The 16,014-nt window shown below is 70.6% G+C and carries 17 protein-coding genes; 15 read left to right on the top strand and 2 right to left on the bottom strand.

Annotated elements, in window-relative coordinates:
- The first annotated feature begins 188 nt into the window (after positions 1 to 188).
- The 11 genes from O6P37_RS18510 to xerD all read left to right on the top strand — a co-directional run bounded on the left by O6P37_RS18510 (position 189) and on the right by xerD (position 11,446).
- On the top strand, positions 189 to 998 hold the full coding sequence (locus tag O6P37_RS18510) for a tetratricopeptide repeat protein (RefSeq protein ID WP_269895455.1): 810 nt from the start codon (positions 189 to 191) through the stop codon (positions 996 to 998).
- A gap of 7 nt (positions 999 to 1,005) precedes the next feature.
- Positions 1,006 to 2,007, top strand: a complete 1,002-nt coding sequence (locus O6P37_RS18515) for an HAD-IIA family hydrolase (RefSeq protein WP_269895456.1) — start codon at positions 1,006 to 1,008, stop codon at positions 2,005 to 2,007.
- Between the two features lie 28 nt (positions 2,008 to 2,035).
- Positions 2,036 to 2,239: a hypothetical protein gene (locus tag O6P37_RS18520; RefSeq protein ID WP_269895658.1), complete on the top strand. Its 204-nt coding sequence runs from the start codon at positions 2,036 to 2,038 to the stop codon at positions 2,237 to 2,239.
- A 6-nt stretch (positions 2,240 to 2,245) separates the two neighbouring features.
- Positions 2,246 to 3,052: a TlyA family RNA methyltransferase gene (locus O6P37_RS18525; RefSeq protein WP_269895457.1), complete on the top strand. Its 807-nt coding sequence runs from the start codon at positions 2,246 to 2,248 to the stop codon at positions 3,050 to 3,052.
- Complete coding sequence (locus tag O6P37_RS18530; protein ID WP_269895458.1) at positions 3,049 to 3,972, top strand: NAD kinase; 924 nt, start codon at positions 3,049 to 3,051, stop codon at positions 3,970 to 3,972. Before O6P37_RS18525 ends, O6P37_RS18530 begins: the two co-directional genes overlap by 4 nt.
- 6 nt (positions 3,973 to 3,978) lie before the next feature.
- Positions 3,979 to 5,745, top strand: coding sequence for a DNA repair protein RecN (recN, locus tag O6P37_RS18535; RefSeq protein ID WP_269895459.1), 1,767 nt, complete (start codon positions 3,979 to 3,981; stop codon positions 5,743 to 5,745).
- Between the two features lie 89 nt (positions 5,746 to 5,834).
- Positions 5,835 to 7,019 (top strand): putative cytokinetic ring protein SteA, encoded by a 1,185-nt coding sequence (gene steA / locus O6P37_RS18540; RefSeq protein WP_269895460.1) that lies wholly within the window; start codon positions 5,835 to 5,837, stop codon positions 7,017 to 7,019.
- A gap of 9 nt (positions 7,020 to 7,028) precedes the next feature.
- Entirely contained in the window at positions 7,029 to 7,970 is a 942-nt protein-coding gene (locus tag O6P37_RS18545) for a copper transporter (RefSeq protein ID WP_269895461.1), read from the top strand.
- 131 nt (positions 7,971 to 8,101) lie between these two features.
- A complete protein-coding gene (locus tag O6P37_RS18550; protein WP_269895462.1) occupies positions 8,102 to 9,856 on the top strand; it encodes a CTP synthase in 1,755 nt (584 codons plus the stop codon).
- Positions 9,849 to 10,466 carry an NUDIX domain-containing protein gene (locus tag O6P37_RS18555; protein WP_269895463.1) on the top strand — a complete coding sequence of 206 codons (618 nt, stop codon included), beginning with the start codon at positions 9,849 to 9,851 and terminating at the stop codon, positions 10,464 to 10,466. Before O6P37_RS18550 ends, O6P37_RS18555 begins: the two co-directional genes overlap by 8 nt.
- Positions 10,466 to 11,446, top strand: coding sequence for a site-specific tyrosine recombinase XerD (gene xerD, locus O6P37_RS18560; RefSeq protein WP_269895464.1), 981 nt, complete (start codon positions 10,466 to 10,468; stop codon positions 11,444 to 11,446). Before O6P37_RS18555 ends, xerD begins: the two co-directional genes overlap by 1 nt.
- Positions 11,447 to 11,452: 6 nt before the next feature.
- Here xerD and O6P37_RS18565 read toward each other — a convergent pair whose 3' ends face one another.
- On the bottom strand, positions 11,453 to 12,202 hold the full coding sequence (locus O6P37_RS18565; protein ID WP_269895465.1) for an O-methyltransferase: 750 nt from the start codon (positions 12,200 to 12,202) through the stop codon (positions 11,453 to 11,455).
- Positions 12,199 to 12,696, bottom strand: coding sequence for a pyridoxamine 5'-phosphate oxidase family protein (locus tag O6P37_RS18570; protein WP_269895466.1), 498 nt, complete (start codon positions 12,694 to 12,696; stop codon positions 12,199 to 12,201). Before O6P37_RS18570 ends, O6P37_RS18565 begins: the two co-directional genes overlap by 4 nt.
- Positions 12,697 to 12,811: 115 nt before the next feature.
- Between O6P37_RS18570 and O6P37_RS18575 the strand changes: the two genes are divergently transcribed.
- The 4 genes from O6P37_RS18575 to O6P37_RS18590 are packed head-to-tail and all read left to right on the top strand — an operon-like array spanning position 12,812 to position 16,011.
- Positions 12,812 to 13,684, top strand: coding sequence for a ParA family protein (locus tag O6P37_RS18575; RefSeq protein WP_269895467.1), 873 nt, complete (start codon positions 12,812 to 12,814; stop codon positions 13,682 to 13,684).
- A complete protein-coding gene (locus tag O6P37_RS18580; RefSeq protein WP_269895468.1) occupies positions 13,681 to 14,529 on the top strand; it encodes a segregation/condensation protein A in 849 nt (282 codons plus the stop codon). The genes O6P37_RS18575 and O6P37_RS18580 overlap by 4 nt, the downstream gene beginning before the upstream one ends.
- Entirely contained in the window at positions 14,526 to 15,260 is a 735-nt protein-coding gene (scpB, locus tag O6P37_RS18585) for an SMC-Scp complex subunit ScpB (RefSeq protein ID WP_269895469.1), read from the top strand. Before O6P37_RS18580 ends, scpB begins: the two co-directional genes overlap by 4 nt.
- 1 nt (position 15,261) lies before the next feature.
- Positions 15,262 to 16,011 carry a pseudouridine synthase gene (locus O6P37_RS18590; protein WP_264013630.1) on the top strand — a complete coding sequence of 250 codons (750 nt, stop codon included), beginning with the start codon at positions 15,262 to 15,264 and terminating at the stop codon, positions 16,009 to 16,011.
- Positions 16,012 to 16,014: the final 3 nt, after the last annotated feature.

Below are 16,014 nucleotides of genomic sequence, written 5' to 3' on the forward strand. Positions count from 1 at the left end.
ACCAGCGCCGATGATACTACCCCTCCGGGTGGAAAAGTAGGACACCGCCGAACACACATTAAGGATCACCCCCCACGTTCACGTGGGGGGTGATTCTCTTTTATTCGACGCCATTCTTTGAATGCCAAATTGTCGTCGAATGCGCCGTGGCCGTAAACTTCGGTCGGGGCAACCAGCGGAAGGCACACGTGGGCGACGACAGGCAGAGCGGACGCGGCGACCAGCGACCCGGACGTACCCCCGACGGCGGCCGGCCGCGCAACCAACGCTCGGCGCCGCGGTCGTCGGGACCCGGCAGGGCGCGCGGCGCGCAACCCGCGGGCAATGAGCAGGGCGCGCCGGGACCCGCCATTCCTCGGGACATCGAAGCCAAACAGCTGAATCCCGAAGTCCGACGCGAACTCACCACGCTGGACAAGGCCACCGCCGACTTCGTCGCCCGCCATCTGGTGGCCGCAGGCACATTGCTCGACGAGGACCCCGAGGCCGCGCTGGAACATGCGCGGGCGGCCCGTGCGCGTTCGAGCCGGCTCGCGACAGTGCGCGAGGCCGTCGGAATCGCGGCGTATCACTGCGGCGATTGGAATCAGGCGCTCGCGGAATTGCGCGCGGCGCGCCGGATGGGCAGCAAGTCGCCGCTCCTGGCACTGATCGCCGACTGCGAACGCGGCATCGGCCGGCCGGAGCGTGCGATCGAGCTGGCGCGTAGCCCGGAAGCCGAGCAGCTCACCGGCGACGATGCCGACGAGCTGCGCATCGTCGTCGCCGGCGCCCGGTCCGACCTCGGTCAGGTCGAGCAGGCGCTGGCGATCCTGTCCTCACCTCCACTCGACCGGACCAGGACCGGGCAAACCGCGGCTCGACTCTTCTATGTCTACGCAGAGACGCTGCTCGCGCTGGAGCGCCGCGACGAGGCGCTGCAGTGGTTCATCAACGCCGCCGCCGCCGACCTCGAGGGCGCCACCGACGCCGAAGACCGAATCACCGAGCTGAGCTGAGACGGTCGTGACAAGCATTGCTGCGCAACATGACTGCCTGCTGCTCGATCTCGACGGCACCGTCTTCCGTGGACACGAGCCGACCACCGGGGCCGTCGACACCCTCGCGGCGCTCGAGGCGAGAGTCCTCTACGTCACCAACAATGCGTCCCGCGCACCCGGTGACGTCGCCGCGCACCTGACCGAACTCGGATTCCGTGCCACCGCTGACGACGTCGTCACCAGCGCACAGAGCGCCGCCAGACTGTTGGCCGACCAGCTGCCGCCGGAGGCCAAGGTGCTGATCGTCGGGACCGAGGCGCTGGCCGACGAGGTCGCCGGCCGCGGACTGCGGCCGGTCCGCCGGGCGGACGACGAGCCGGTCGCCGTCGTGCAGGGCCACAACCCGCAGACCGGTTGGTCCGACCTCGCCGAAGCGGCCCTCGCCATCCGGGCCGGCGCCCTGTGGGTGGCCGCGAACGTCGATCTCACCCTGCCGTCCGAGCGCGGCCTGCTGCCCGGCAACGGATCGATGGTGGCGGCGCTGCGGGCGGCGACCGCGCGGGAGCCGCAGGTGGCGGGCAAGCCGCAGCCCACCCTGTTCTCCGATGCGCTCAGCCGGGGGAGCTACGCCACTCCGCTCACTGTGGGGGACCGCCTCGACACCGACATCGCCGGCGCCAACGCCGCCGAGCTGCCCAGCCTTCTCGTGCTCAGCGGTGTCAGCACCGCCGACGACACGCTGCGCGCCCCTGCCGACCTGCGTCCCCGATTCATCGGCGCCGACCTGCGCTCGCTCGATCGGCCCGCGGAAGAGCTGCGGGTGGGACCACACCCGGGGTGGCGGGTCGACGTCGACACCACGGCGGTCACCGTCAGCGCCACGGGTCAGGATCACGGCGACGGTCTGTCGGTGCTGCGCGCCCTGGCCGACGCAGTGTGGTCGGCCGGTATCGCGGGGGATTCGCTGACCGTCGACGCCGGTGACGACACCGCCCGGGAGGCGCTGCAGCACCTGTCGCTGCTGTGATGCCCGATCGACTAGCGTGAACGTCGACATGATTACCGACCCCGATCAGATCCGCTCCGAGATCGCGGCTCGGCTCGCCGAGTTGCCCGACGTCGGCCCCGATGCGGCCGAACTCGCCGATGCGGAGATCGAGGCGATCGCCGCGCAACTGGAGCAGGCCCACGATCTGCTGGTGCACGCGCTCGAGGCGGTGGACCGGGGTCCCGCGGCCTCTTCGGGCTTCGAGAGGTGAGCGCACGTGGCGCGGCGCGCTCGTGTTGACGCGGAACTGGTGCGGCGCGGACTGGCGCGGTCGCGCCAGCAGGCGGCCGAACTGATCGGCGCCGGCCGCGTGTCCATCGACGGCATGCCTGCGGCGAAGGCGGCGACGGCGATCGCCGTGGACGCCAACCTCACCGTGACCGCCACCGAGCGGACCTGGGTCTCGCGCGGCGCGCACAAGCTCATCGGCGCGCTGTCGGCCTTCGGGATCTCGGCAGACGGCAGGCGCTGCCTGGATGCCGGCGCGTCCACCGGCGGCTTCACCGAGGTGCTGCTCGACCGGGGTGCCCGCGAGGTGGTCGCCGTGGACGTCGGGTACGGACAGCTGGCCTGGTCGTTGCGGTCCGATGAGCGGGTGACCGTGCTGGAGCGGACCAACGTGCGCGAGATCACCGCCGAGACGATCGGTGGTCCGGTCGACCTCGTGGTGGCCGACCTGTCGTTCATCTCGCTGGGCACCGTGCTGCCTGCGCTGACCGCCTGCGCGTCACCCGACGCCGATATCGTTCCCATGGTGAAGCCGCAATTCGAGGTCGGCAAGGGCCGGGTCGGCCCCGGCGGGGTGGTGTCCGAACCGGGCCTGCGGGCCGAGGCGGTGCTGCAGGTCGCGCACCGCGCCGCCGAACTCGGCTGGCACGCCGCCGGGGTCGCCGCGAGCCCGCTGCCCGGCCCTTCGGGAAATGTGGAGTACTTCCTCTGGCTACGCAGCGGCGCGGACGGCGCGTTGCCCGCAGGCGACCTCGAGCACGCGGTGACGCGTGCCGTGACGGAAGGGCCGCAATGACGGTCGAACGAACCATGCTGATGGTGGTGCACACCGGGCGTCCGGAAGCCATCGACGTCGTCCGCCGGGTGCAGAAGGTGTTGAGCAACAACGGCATCAGCCTGCGGGTACTTGCCGCGGAGGCCGTCGACAAGGCCCCGCTGCATCTGGCGCCCGAGGAGATGGGCGCCCTCGGTACGGGTTTCGAGGTGGTCGATGCCGAGGAGCGGGCCGCCGAGGGCTGCGAGCTGGTGATCGGCCTCGGTGGTGACGGCACATTCCTGCGCGCCGCCGAACTCGCCCGCAATGTCGAGATCCCGGTGCTCGGAATCAACTTGGGCCGAATCGGGTTCCTCGCCGAAGCCGAGCTCGACGCGCTCGACAGCGTCCTCGACCACGTCATCAACCGCAACTACCGCATCGAGGAACGGATGACGCTCGACGTGGTGGTACGCGCGGCGGGGGAGATCCTGCACCGGGGGTGGGCACTCAACGAGGCGAGCCTGGAGAAGGGCCCGCGCCTCGGCGTGCTCGGCGCCGTGCTGGAGGTCGACGGCAGGCCGGTGTCGGCGTTCGGCTGCGACGGCGTGCTGGTGGCGACCCCGACCGGATCCACCGCCTACGCCTTCTCCGCCGGGGGTCCGGTGCTGTGGCCGGATCTCGAGGCGATATTGGTGGTGCCGAACAATGCGCACGCGTTGTTCGCCCGGCCGATGGTCACCAGCCCGGATGCCGCGATCGCCATCGAGATCGAGGGCGACGGACACGACGCGACGGTGTTCTGCGACGGCCGTCGGGAGATGAAGCTGCCGGCAGGTGGCCGGCTGGAAGTAACCCGTTGCGGTACGCCGTTGAAGTGGGTGCGCCTCGACAGCGCGCCCTTCACCGACCGGCTGGTGCGCAAGTTCCGGCTGCCCGTGACCGGCTGGCGGGGGCAGTAGTCACAGGTGCTGGCTGAAATACGAATCGAGTCGCTGGGCGCCATCAGCGCCGCCACCGCCGAGTTCGACCGGGGGCTGACCGTGCTCACCGGCGAGACCGGCGCGGGCAAGACGATGGTGGTCACCGGTCTGCACCTGCTCGGCGGCGCCCGTGCCGACGCCTCGAGGGTGCGGACGGGGGCGGGTAGGGCCGTGGTCGAAGGCCGGTTCACCACGACCGATCTCGGCGACGGGACGGCAGGCCGCGTCGACGGAATCCTGGACTCCTGCGGCGCCGAGCGCGACGACGACGGCAGCGTCATCGCGGCGCGTTCGGTCAGCCGCGACGGTCCGTCCCGCGCTTATCTCGGTGGCCGCAGTGTGCCTGCGAAGTCGCTGAGCACCTTCACCACCGAATTGCTCACCCTGCACGGCCAGAACGACCAGCTGCGGCTGATGCGGCCCGAGGAACAGCGCGCGGCGCTCGACCGGTTCGCCGGCGTGGATAAGGCGCTGCAGAAGTACCGCGCGGCGCGCGAGGCGTGGTTGACCGCCCGCCGGGACCTGGCGGACCGCCGCGAGCGTGCGCGTGAGCTCACCCTGGAGGCCGACCGGCTCAAGTTCGGCCTCGACGAGATCGACGCGGTCGCCCCGCAACCCGGCGAGGACGAGACGCTCGTCGAGGACATCCGGCGGCTGTCGGAGCTCGATGCGCTGCGTGAAGCGGCGCGGACCGCGCGCACCGCGCTCGCCGGTGCGTTCGACGAGCTCGCCGCGCCGGGGGATTCGTCGGCCGTCGACGGTCTGGGTCACGCCCGGGCCGCCCTGGAGGGCACCGACGACACCGCGCTGCGTGCCCTCGGCGCCCGGCTGGCCGAGACGCTCGCGGTGGTCAACGACGTGGCCGGCGAGCTCGGCGACTTCCTGGCCGAACTGCCCAGCGATGCCAGCACCCTGGAGGCCAAGCTGGCACGACAGGCCGAGCTGCGAACGCTGACCCGCAAGTACGCCGCCGACATCGACGGAGTGCTGGCATGGGCGCACGAATCGCGGGAGCGGCTCGATCAGCTCGACGTGTCGGAGGAGGCGCTCGCCGGCCTCGACGAGCGGGTGCGTGAACTGCAGGCCCATGTCGTCGCGGCGGCGACGGAGCTGACCAGGGTTCGCACCAAGGCGGCGAAGGGTCTGGCGAAGGCCGTCACCGCGGAGCTGTCCGGGCTGGCGATGACCGGTGCCGACTTCACCCTGACGGTGGCGCCACTGCCGGCCCGGGCCGACGACTCGGCACCGCTGAAGCTGGCCGACGGCACGGAGGCACATGCCGGGCACGACGGTGTCGATGCCGTCGAGTTCGGGTTCGCCGCCCACCGTGGCACCGACGTCCTGCCGCTGTCCAAGAGTGCGTCGGGCGGCGAGCTGTCCCGGGTGATGCTGGCGCTCGAAGTCGTCCTCGCCGCATCCGACGCCGGCACGACGATGGTCTTCGACGAGGTCGATGCCGGCGTCGGCGGCCGGGCAGCCGTCCAGATCGGGCGTCGGCTGGCCCGGTTGGCGCGCAGCCACCAGGTCATCGTGGTCACCCACCTGCCGCAGGTCGCCGCGTACGCCGACGCGCACCTGGTGGTCGACAGCGGCGGCCGCGGCAACGCCAGCCGGGTGCGGCGCATCGACGACGACGACCGGGTCGCCGAGCTGGCGCGGATGCTGGCCGGGCTGGGCGAGTCCGACAGTGGCCGGGCGCATGCGCGCGAGTTGCTGGACGCCGCACAGCAGGAGCGCACCGACGCCCCGTGATGTGACAGCTGTGACAGAAGAACACTTCTGAGGCAGGTGTTACGGCGCGCCTCCACCTCTACTTGAGGGTTGGCCGACAGAATCGCCGCATGAAGATGTCAGCGCTGCTAACCCGAAATGCCGGCACGCGCCCGGGCCTCACCGGAACCGCACGAGTCGACCGCGACATCGACCGGCTCCTGCGACGTGTGGGACCCGGCGACATCGTCGTGCTCGACGCGCTCGACCTGGACCGCATCACCGCCGACGCGCTCGTCGAGGCGAACGTCGCAGGCGTGGTCAACGCGTCGCCGTCGATCTCCGGCCGCTACCCCAATCTGGGGCCCGAGGTGCTCGTCGCCAACGGCGTGCTGCTGATCGACGAGACCGGGCCGGACGTCTTCAAGAAGGTCAAGGACGGCGCCCGGGTGCGCCTGCACAACGGCGGCGTGTACTCCGGTGACCGTCGCCTGGCGCTGGGCACCGAGCGCACGGACCAGGAGATCAACGAGCTGATGCACGAGGCCAAGAGCGGTCTCGTCGCGCATCTGGAAGCCTTCGCCGGCAACACCATCGAGTTCATCCGCTCGGAGAGCCCGCTGCTCATCGACGGCATCGGCATCCCCGACATCGACGTCGACATCAACCGCCGCCACGTGGTGATCGTCGCCGAGGAACCCGACGCGGCCGAGGACCTCAAGGCGCTCAAGCCGTTCCTGAAGGAGTACCAGCCGGTGCTGGTCGGCGTCGGCACCGGCGCCGACGTGCTGCGCAAGGCGGGTTACCGGCCGGCACTGATCGTCGGCGACCCCGACCGGATCAGCGCCGAGACGCTGCGGGGCGGAGCGCAGGTGATCCTGCCCGCTGACGCCGACGGCCACGCCGCCGGGCTGGAGCGGATCCAGGACCTCGGCGTCGGCGCGATGACCTTCCCCGCGGCGGGATCGGCGGCCGATCTGGCGCTGCTGCTGAGCCACCACCACGGCGCGTCGCTGATCGTCACGGTCGGCCACTCCGCGAGCATCGAGGAGTTCTTCGACCGCTCACGACAGCACAGCAATCCCTCGACATTCCTGACCCGGCTCAAGGTCGGCGAGAAGCTCGTCGACGCCAAGGCCGTCGCCACGCTGTACCGCAGCAGGGTCTCCGGCGGCGCCATCGCGCTGCTGATCATGGCGATGCTGGTCGCGGTGATAGCGGCACTGTGGGTGTCGCGGGCCGACGCCGCCGTCATCGACTGGGTAGTGGAGTACTGGAACCAGTTCACGCTGTGGATCCAGGGTCTGGTCACCTGAGGGGTATCGATGATCTCGCTTCGCGCGCATGCGATCTCACTGGCCGCGGTGTTCCTGGCGCTGGCGATCGGGGTTGCGCTCGGATCCGGCCTGTTGTCGAGCACGGTGCTGTCCGGGCTCCGCGACGACAAACAGGATCTGCAGCACCAGATCGACACGCTGACCGGCGAGAAGAACGCGCTGAACGAGAGGCTCAGCGCCGCGGCTGAATTCGACGCCCAGATGTCGCAGCGGATCCTGCGTGACGCGCTGGGCGGCAAGTCGGTGGTGCTGTTCCGCACACCGGACGCGGCCGACGACGACGTCGAGGCGCTGTCGCGGCTGATCGGCCAGGGCGGCGGTACGGTCACCGGCACCGTGTCATTGACCCCCGAGTTCGTCGAGGCCAACTCCGCGGAGAAGTTGCTGTCGGTGGTGAACTCGCCGATCGTGCCCGCCGGTACCCAGCTCAAGACGACATCGGTGGATCAGGGCTCCCAGGCCGGGGACCTGCTCGGCATCGCTCTGCTGACGACCGGCAAGCCCGGTGCGCCCGCGGTCGATGACATGTCCCGCGACACGGTGCTGGCCGCGCTTCGCGACACCGGCTTCCTGACCTACGGTGACCAGCGCATCGGCGCCGCCAACGCGGCGGTGGTCGTCACCGGAGCGGGGATGGCAGACGATGCGGGCAACCGGGGCGCCACCGTCGCGAGATTCGCCGCGGGCCTCGCGCAACACGGGTCGGGGACTGTTCTGGTCGGCCGGGACGGGTCGGCGTCGGGCACCGGATCGGTGGCGGTGACCAGGAGTGACGCCGCGCTGTCCGCGGCTGTGAGCACGGTCGACGACGTCGACGCGGAGTCCGGGCGACTTACCGCGGTGCTGGCCGTGCAGGATCTGGTCAACGGTGGACGGCCCGGGCAGTACGGCATCGGGCAGGGCGCCACCTCGGTCACCGTTCCCCAGTAGGCGACCCGTTGGTCGCAGCTACGGCGCGTCAGTGACGTCATGTCGGACTCGCTGTTAGGGTGGGGTTCCGTGGGTCGGCAGGCCCCAGCAGTCCTTGCATCGTCCTGCGCCGGTCATCACGGAGGTCGCTCTTGCCATCGTTACGCAAGCACCCGCAAACGGCGACCAAGCATCTCTTCGTCACCGGCGGCGTGGTCTCCTCGCTCGGCAAGGGGCTGACGGCCTCCAGCCTGGGTCAGCTGCTCACCGCCCGCGGGCTGCAGGTGACGATGCAGAAGCTCGACCCGTATCTGAACGTGGATCCCGGCACCATGAACCCGTTCCAGCACGGTGAGGTGTTCGTCACCGAGGACGGCGCCGAGACCGACCTCGACGTCGGGCACTATGAACGGTTCCTGGACCGGAACCTGTCCGGCTCGGCGAATGTGACCACCGGTCAGGTGTATTCGACCGTGATCGCCAAGGAGCGGCGCGGCGAGTATCTCGGCGACACCGTGCAGGTGATCCCGCACATCACCGACGAGATCAAGCGCCGGATTCTGGCGATGGCCATCCCCGACGCCGACGGCAACCGGCCCGACGTGATCATCACCGAGGTCGGCGGCACGGTCGGCGACATCGAGTCGCTGCCGTTCCTGGAGGCCGCCCGCCAGGTGCGCCACGAGGTGGGCCGGGAGAACTGCTTCTTCCTGCACTGCTCCCTGGTGCCGTACATGGCGCCGTCGGGGGAGTTGAAGACCAAGCCGACCCAGCATTCGGTGGCGGCCCTGCGCAGCATCGGCATCACGCCGGACGCGCTGATCCTGCGCTGCGACCGCGACGTGCCGGAAGCGCTGAAGAACAAGATCGCGCTGATGTGCGACGTCGACATCGACGGCTGCATCTCGACGCCGGACGCGCCGTCGATCTACGACATCCCGAAGGTGCTGCACCGCGAGGAGCTCGACGCCTATGTGGTGCGCCGGCTCAACCTGCCGTTCCGCGACGTCGACTGGACGCAGTGGAACGATCTGCTGCGGCGGGTGCACGAACCGCAGGAGACGGTGCGGATCGCGCTGGTGGGCAAGTACATCGACCTCTCCGACGCGTACCTGTCAGTCGCCGAGGCACTGCGTGCGGGCGGCTTCAAGCACCACGCCAAGGTGGAGATGCGGTGGGTCGCCTCCGACGACTGCGAGGCGGACGGGGCGGCCCTGGCGCTCGGCGATGTGGACGGGGTGCTCATCCCCGGCGGGTTCGGCATCCGCGGCATCGAGGGCAAGATCGGCGCCATCTCCTACGCCCGCAAGCGGGGCCTTCCGGTGCTCGGGCTGTGCCTGGGCCTGCAGTGCATCGTCATCGAGGCGGCGCGCTCGGTGGGGCTGGCCGACGCCAACTCCGCGGAGTTCGACCCGACGACCGCGGACCCGGTGATCTCCACGATGGCCGATCAGCGCGATGCGGTGGCCGGTGAGGCGGACCTGGGCGGCACGATGCGACTCGGTGCGTATCCGGCTGTGCTGGAGCCGGATTCGATCGTCGCGCAGGCCTACCAGGCCACCGAGGTGTCCGAGCGGCACCGGCACCGCTACGAGGTGAACAACGAATACCGCGACCGCATCGCGGCCAGCGGTCTGCGGTTCTCCGGCACGTCGCCCGACGGCCACCTGGTCGAGTTCGTCGAGTACGACCCCGCCACGCACCCGTTCTTGGTGGGCACGCAGGCACACCCAGAGCTCAAGAGCAGACCGACCCGCCCGCACCCGTTGTTCGCCTCGTTCATCGGCGCGGCGCTGGAGTACAAAGCCGCCGAACGCCTTCCGGTGGAGATCCCGGAGCGCTCCAACGGCGCCGAGGCGACAGGCGATCAGGCCGCGTACCTGCACGAGCAAGCCGCCCGTGGCTGAGCACGACTTCGAGACCGTCGAGAGCGAGACCGTCTACGTCGGCAAGATCTTCGCGCTGCGCGCCGACGAGGTGCGCATGCCGGGTGGCACGACGGCGCGTCGCGAGGTGGTGGAGCACTACGGCGCCGTCGCGGTGGTCGCAGTCGACGACGCAGGCAACGTCGTGCTGGTGTACCAGTACCGCCACCCCTTCGGCCGCAGGCTGTGGGAGCTGCCCGCCGGCCTGCTGGACGCCGGCGGGGAGGCGCCGCACATCACCGCCGCCCGGGAACTCGAGGAGGAGGCCGGCCTGGCCGCCGACACCTGGTCGGTGCTGGTCGACCTGGACTCCGCACCCGGATTCAGCGACGAGAGCGTGCGGGTGTACCTGGCGACGGGCCTGTCCGACGTCGGGCGGCCCGACGCGCACGACGAGGAGGCCGACCTGACCGTCGAGCGGGTTCCGCTGTCGGAGGCCGTCCGTATGGTGCTCCGCGGAGAGATCGTCAACTCGATCGCCGTGGCGGGGATCCTGGCGGCCAACACCGTCGGTGACCGCGACGGGCTCCGCCCGATCAGTGCGCAGTGGGTGGACCGGCCGACGGCGTTCGCGCGCCGGAAAGGGCACTGATGGCAACACCGGCGCTGGGTGCGGGCGGCTCGCCGCCGGGCCTGGGGTTGGTGCTCGACGGTCAGTTGCAGGGGTACCTCGACCACCTCGCCATCGAACGCGGCGTCGCCGCCAACACGCTGAGCTCCTACCGGCGTGACCTCCGCCGCTACGCCGACCATCTGCACGCCCGCGGGATCGGCGATCTCGGCGCGGTCGCCGAGACCGACGTCAGCGACTTCCTGATGGCGCTGCGGCGCGGCGATCCGGAGGCGGGCACCGCCGCGCTGTCGGCCGTCTCCGCGGCCCGCGCGCTGATCGCGGTGCGCGGCCTGCACCGCTTCGCGGCCTCCGAAGGCCTGACCGACCTGGACGTGGCGCGCGCGGTCAAGCCGCCCACGCCCTCACGCCGGCTGCCCAAAAGCCTGACCGTCGACGAGGTGCTGGCGCTGCTCGACGGCGCAGGCGGGGACAGCGACGCCGACGGCCCCCTGACCCTGCGCAACCGCGCGATGCTGGAACTGCTCTACTCCACCGGAGCGCGCATCTCCGAGGCGGTCGGCCTGGACGTCGGCGACGTCGACACCCGCGCGCGGTCGGTGCTGCTGCGCGGAAAAGGCGGCAAGCAACGGCTGGTGCCGATCGGCAGGCCCGCGGTCAGCGCGCTGGACGCCTACCTGGTGCGCGGCAGGCCCGATCTGGCCCGCCGCGGCCGCGGCACGCCGGCGATCTTCCTCAACGTCCGCGGCGGCCGGCTGTCGCGGCAGAGCGCCTGGCAGGTGCTGCAGGACGCGGCGGAGCGGGCCGGGATCACCGCGGCGGTGTCACCGCACACGCTGCGGCATTCGTTCGCGACGCATCTGCTCGACGGCGGCGCCGACGTCCGCGTCGTCCAGGAACTCCTGGGCCACGCCTCGGTCACCACCACGCAGATCTACACGATGGTCACGGTGCACGCGCTGCGCGAGGTGTGGGCGGGCGCCCACCCCCGCGCGCGGTAGCCACCATCAGCCGAGGTATTCGGATTCGAGCACCAGGTCGCCGAGCAGCGTCTGGTATTCCACGTGGGTCCGGTGTTCCACGGTGTCGAAGGACCTGCCCTGCTCGTCACGCATGTACGCGCGGTACTTCGGGGCGCCGGGGACGCGGACGTTGTCGGCGACCACGATCGACCCGGGGTGAAGCCAGCCCCGGTCGAGGATGCGCTGCAGGTCCGGCAGGTAGGCACGCTTGTCGTGGTCGATGAACAACAGGTCGAGGTTGTCGGGCGCGAACCCGTGTGCGGCCAGCGCGTCGAGGGTGGCGCCGCCGTCGCCGAGGGTGCCCACGACGCAGGTGATGCGGTCGGCCATGCCGGCGTGGCGCCAGATCCGCCGGGCGATGTCGGCGTTGGCGGCGGAGAACTCGACGGAGTACACCGCGGCCGCCGGCGCGGCGCGGGCGATCCGCAGCGCGCTGTAGCCGCAGTAGGCGCCGAGTTCCAGCGCCCGGCGTGGGTCGGCGCGCCGCACCGCCGCATCGAGCAGCGCGCCCTTCTCGTCGCCGACGTTGACCAGCATCGACTTCTCGTAGGCGAAGCGGTCCATGGTCGCCAGCACGTCGTCGACGTCGCCGGCCAGGGCGTTGGCCTCGACGTCGGCGGCGACCGCGGCCTCGCGTCCGTCGCCGAGCTGGCCCGTTTTCACGAAGCCGGGCATCGCCCAGGCGAACCGCAGGACCGACCAGCGCAGGAACGGCAGGCGCCGCTTGAGCGTCATGAGCGCGACGCCAGCTTGTGGTTGTCCCACGACACCGTGCGCTGCGTCGGCGCGAACACCACCCACCGCGCCGAGCGGCCCTGCGCGCTCATCGGGTTGCGCACCCGCTGGCCCGGCGGCGGCGCCGGCTCGCCGTGCCCGCCGGCGTACTTGCCGCCCATCTGCCAGCGCACGTCCTCCAGGTGCTGGTCGGCCTCCTCGGCAGCGGCGTCCTCGAGCACCCGAGCCTCACCCTGGAACATCACACCCTGCAGGTCGGGGAAGCGTTCGTGGCGGTCGACGAGCACCGTGCAGGCGGGGTTGCGGCGCAGGTTGGCCACCTTCTGTCCGCGGCAGTAGAAGTAGACGCGGCCGCCGGCCCAGCCGAACCAGAGCGGGGTCAGGTTGATCCGGCCGTCAGGCCCCAGGGTGGCGACCCGCATGTTCCACGACGTCGTCATCAACTCGTCGAGTTCGTCGTCGGTGAGGCCCAGCCGGGCGGGGATGCGGGCCATCTGGTCCTCCGTGAAGGTCGGTACTCGGCGTCAACAGCGTATGTCGCCCGCGGGTCTGCCCGTTTCCGCAGCGTCGCGCCGTTAAACTTGCCCGGATGTTCGCCATGGCCGAGATATGAGTGAGGACGGCGGCGGCGCCGACCCACCGGCGCAGGCCGGCCTCACCGGCCGGACGGCGCGCACCGTTCCCGAACCGGCGCCACGCACGACGCACGGCCCGGCCAAGGTCATCGCGATGTGCAACCAGAAGGGCGGCGTCGGCAAGACCACGTCGACGATCAACCTCGGCGCGAGTCTCGCCGAGTACGGCCGCCGGGTGCTGCTGGTGGACCTCGACCCGCAGGGCGCCCTGTCGGCCGGTCTCGGGGTGCCGCACTACGAACTCGACCACACGATTCACAACCTGCTGGTCGAACCGCGGGTGTCGATCGACGATGTGCTGATCAACACCCGGGTCAAAGGGCTGGACTTGGTGCCCAGCAACATCGACCTGTCGGCGGCGGAGATCCAGTTGGTCAACGAGGTCGGCCGCGAGCAGACACTGGCCCGGGCGCTGTACCCGGTGCTGGACCGCTACGACTACGTGCTCATCGACTGTCAGCCGTCGCTGGGTCTGCTCACCGTCAACGGGCTGGCGTGCAGCGACGGCGTGATCATCCCGACCGAGTGTGAGTACTTCTCACTGCGCGGGCTGGCGCTGCTGACCGACACCGTGGACAAGGTGCACGACCGGCTCAATCCGCGGCTGTCCATCAGCGGCATCCTGATCACCCGCTACGACCCGCGCACCGTCAATTCCCGCGAGGTGATGGCGCGGGTGCTCGAGCGCTTCGGCGACCTGGTGTTCGACACCGTGATCACCCGAACCGTCCGCTTCCCCGAGACCAGCGTGGCCGGCGAGCCCATCACCACCTGGGCGCCGAAATCCGGTGGCGCCGAGGCATATCGGGCGCTGGCGCGGGAAGTCATCCACCGGTTCGGCGGGTGAGCACCGACGCCGCAGCCGCTGGGAACGGCGAACCGGACGCCGGCGGTCAGACCGGGTTCCGGGTGCGTCTGAGCAACTTCGAGGGCCCTTTCGACCTACTGCTGCAGCTGATTTTCGCCCACCGGCTCGACGTCACCGAGGTGGCGCTGCATCAGGTGACCGACGACTTCATCGCCTACACCCGCGACATCGGCCCGCTGCTGGAGCTCGACGAGACCACCGCCTTCCTGGTGGTCGCGGCCACGCTGCTCGACCTCAAGGCGGCGCGGCTGCTGCCCTCGGGCGAGGTGCACGACGAAGAGGACCTCGCGCTGCTCGAGGTGCGCGACCTGTTGTTCGCGCGGCTCCTGCAGTACCGGGCGTACAAACACGTGGCGGTGATGTTCGCCGAACTCGAGGCGGCGGCGCTGCGCAGCTACCCCCGGGCGGTGTCGTTGGAGGACCGCTACGCCGACCTGCTGCCCGAGGTGATGCTCGGCGTCGACGCCGACAGGTTCGCCCAGATCGCGGCGACGGTGTTCACGCCGCGGCCGGTGCCGACGGTGGGCATGGAGCACATGCACGTCTCCGCGGTCTCGGTGCCGGAACAGGCCAGGCGGCTGTTGTCGCTGCTGGAGATCCGGGGAGCGGGCGAGTGGGCGACGTTCGCCGAACTGGTCGCCGAATGCGAGGGTCCGATCGAGATCGTCGGCAGGTTCCTGGCGCTGCTCGAACTGTACCGGGCGCGGGCGGTAGCATTCGACCAATCAGAACCGCTTGGTGTGCTCCAGATTTCGTGGACCGGGGATCGGCCGACCAGCGAACACCTGGCAACCGCTGACGCGGTGGAAGAGCGAGAACCATGACCGACGACATCGCGGTGCACGACGACCTGAGCCGCACCGACTCCAATCACACCGACGACGACGACACCGACCTGGGCATCGACGTCGCGACGGCGCCGGAGCTCGAGGACGCCGAACTCGGTGCGGTGCTCGAGGCGCTGCTGCTGGTGGTGGACACCCCGGTGACGGTGGATGCGCTGGCGACGGCCACCGAGCAGCCGGCGTACCGGATCGTCACGAAGCTGACGGAGATGGCCGCGGAGCTGGCCGAGCGCGGCAGCGGCATCGACCTCAGGGAGGCGGGCGGCGGCTGGCGGATGTACACCCGTGCGCGCTTCGCCCCGTATGTGGAGCGGCTGGTCCTGGACGGCGCGCGGTCGAAGCTGACCCGCGCGGCGCTGGAGACCCTCGCGGTGGTCGCCTACCGGCAGCCGGTGACCCGCGCCCGGGTCAGCGCGGTGCGCGGCGTCAACGTCGACGCGGTGGTGCGCACGCTGGTGGCCCGCGGGCTGATCACCGAGGCGGGCACCGACCCCGACTCGGGTGCCACCACCTTCGCGACCACCGAGTTGTTCCTGGAGCGCCTCGGGTTGTCGTCTCTGACCGACCTGCCGGACATCGCACCGCTGCTGCCCGACGTCGACGTCATCGACGACCTCAGCGAGTCGCTCGGTGACGAGCCGCGCTTCATCAAGCTCAGCGGCGGACGCACGACCGACCAGCCGCTGTCCTTCGACGTGGACCGGGACTGACGTGGCAGGGACGGACGCCGAGGGGATTCGGCTGCAGAAGGTGCTGTCGCAGGCCGGGGTGGCTTCGCGGCGGGTCGCCGAGCGGATGATCCGCGACGGCCGCATCGAGGTCGACGGCCGGATCGTGACCGAACAGGGCACCCGTGTCGATCCCGAGGTGTCGGAGATCCGGGTCGACGGCGTGCGGGTGAGGTTCGACGACACGCTGGTGCACCTGGCGATCAACAAACCGCGGGGGATGCACTCCACGATGTCCGACGACCGTGGCAGGCCCTGCGTCGGCGACCTCGTCGAGCACCGGGTGCGGGGCAACAAGAAGCTGTTCCACGTCGGCCGGCTGGACGCCGACACCGAAGGCCTGCTGCTGCTGACCAACGACGGGGAACTGGCACACCGGCTCATGCACCCGTCGTACGAGATTCAGAAGACCTACCTGGCGACGGTGCTCGGCACCATGCCGCGCGGGGTGGGCAAGAAGCTGCGCGACGGCGTCGAACTCGACGACGGGCCTGCGCGGGTCGACGACTTCGCGGTGGTCGACGCGGTGCCGGGCAAGACCCTGGTGCGGGTGACGCTGCACGAGGGCCGCAAACGTATCGTGCGCCGAATGCTGGCGGAGGTCGGCTATCCAGTGCAGGAACTGGTCCGCACCGACCTGGGCGCCGTCACCCTCGGCGATCAGCGCCCCGGCAGCATCCGGGTGTTGACCAGCAAGGAGATCGGCGAGCTGTACAAGGCGGTGGGGATGTGACCG

Source organism: Mycobacterium hippophais, assembly GCF_027529605.1.
Lineage (GTDB): Bacteria > Actinomycetota > Actinomycetes > Mycobacteriales > Mycobacteriaceae > Mycobacterium > Mycobacterium arseniciresistens.

Coding starts and splice junctions, on each gene's coding strand:
- steA (WP_269895460.1), top strand. CDS start 5,835: ATGAAGATGTCAGCGCTGCTAACCCGAAATGCCGGCACGCGCCCGGGC.
- scpB (WP_269895469.1), top strand. CDS start 14,526: ATGACCGACGACATCGCGGTGCACGACGACCTGAGCCGCACCGACTCC.
- O6P37_RS18530 (WP_269895458.1), top strand. CDS start 3,049: ATGACGGTCGAACGAACCATGCTGATGGTGGTGCACACCGGGCGTCCG.
- xerD (WP_269895464.1), top strand. CDS start 10,466: ATGGCAACACCGGCGCTGGGTGCGGGCGGCTCGCCGCCGGGCCTGGGG.
- O6P37_RS18520 (WP_269895658.1), top strand. CDS start 2,036: ATGATTACCGACCCCGATCAGATCCGCTCCGAGATCGCGGCTCGGCTC.
- O6P37_RS18545 (WP_269895461.1), top strand. CDS start 7,029: ATGATCTCGCTTCGCGCGCATGCGATCTCACTGGCCGCGGTGTTCCTG.
- O6P37_RS18570 (WP_269895466.1), bottom strand. CDS start 12,696: ATGGCCCGCATCCCCGCCCGGCTGGGCCTCACCGACGACGAACTCGAC.
- O6P37_RS18575 (WP_269895467.1), top strand. CDS start 12,812: ATGAGTGAGGACGGCGGCGGCGCCGACCCACCGGCGCAGGCCGGCCTC.
- O6P37_RS18565 (WP_269895465.1), bottom strand. CDS start 12,202: ATGACGCTCAAGCGGCGCCTGCCGTTCCTGCGCTGGTCGGTCCTGCGG.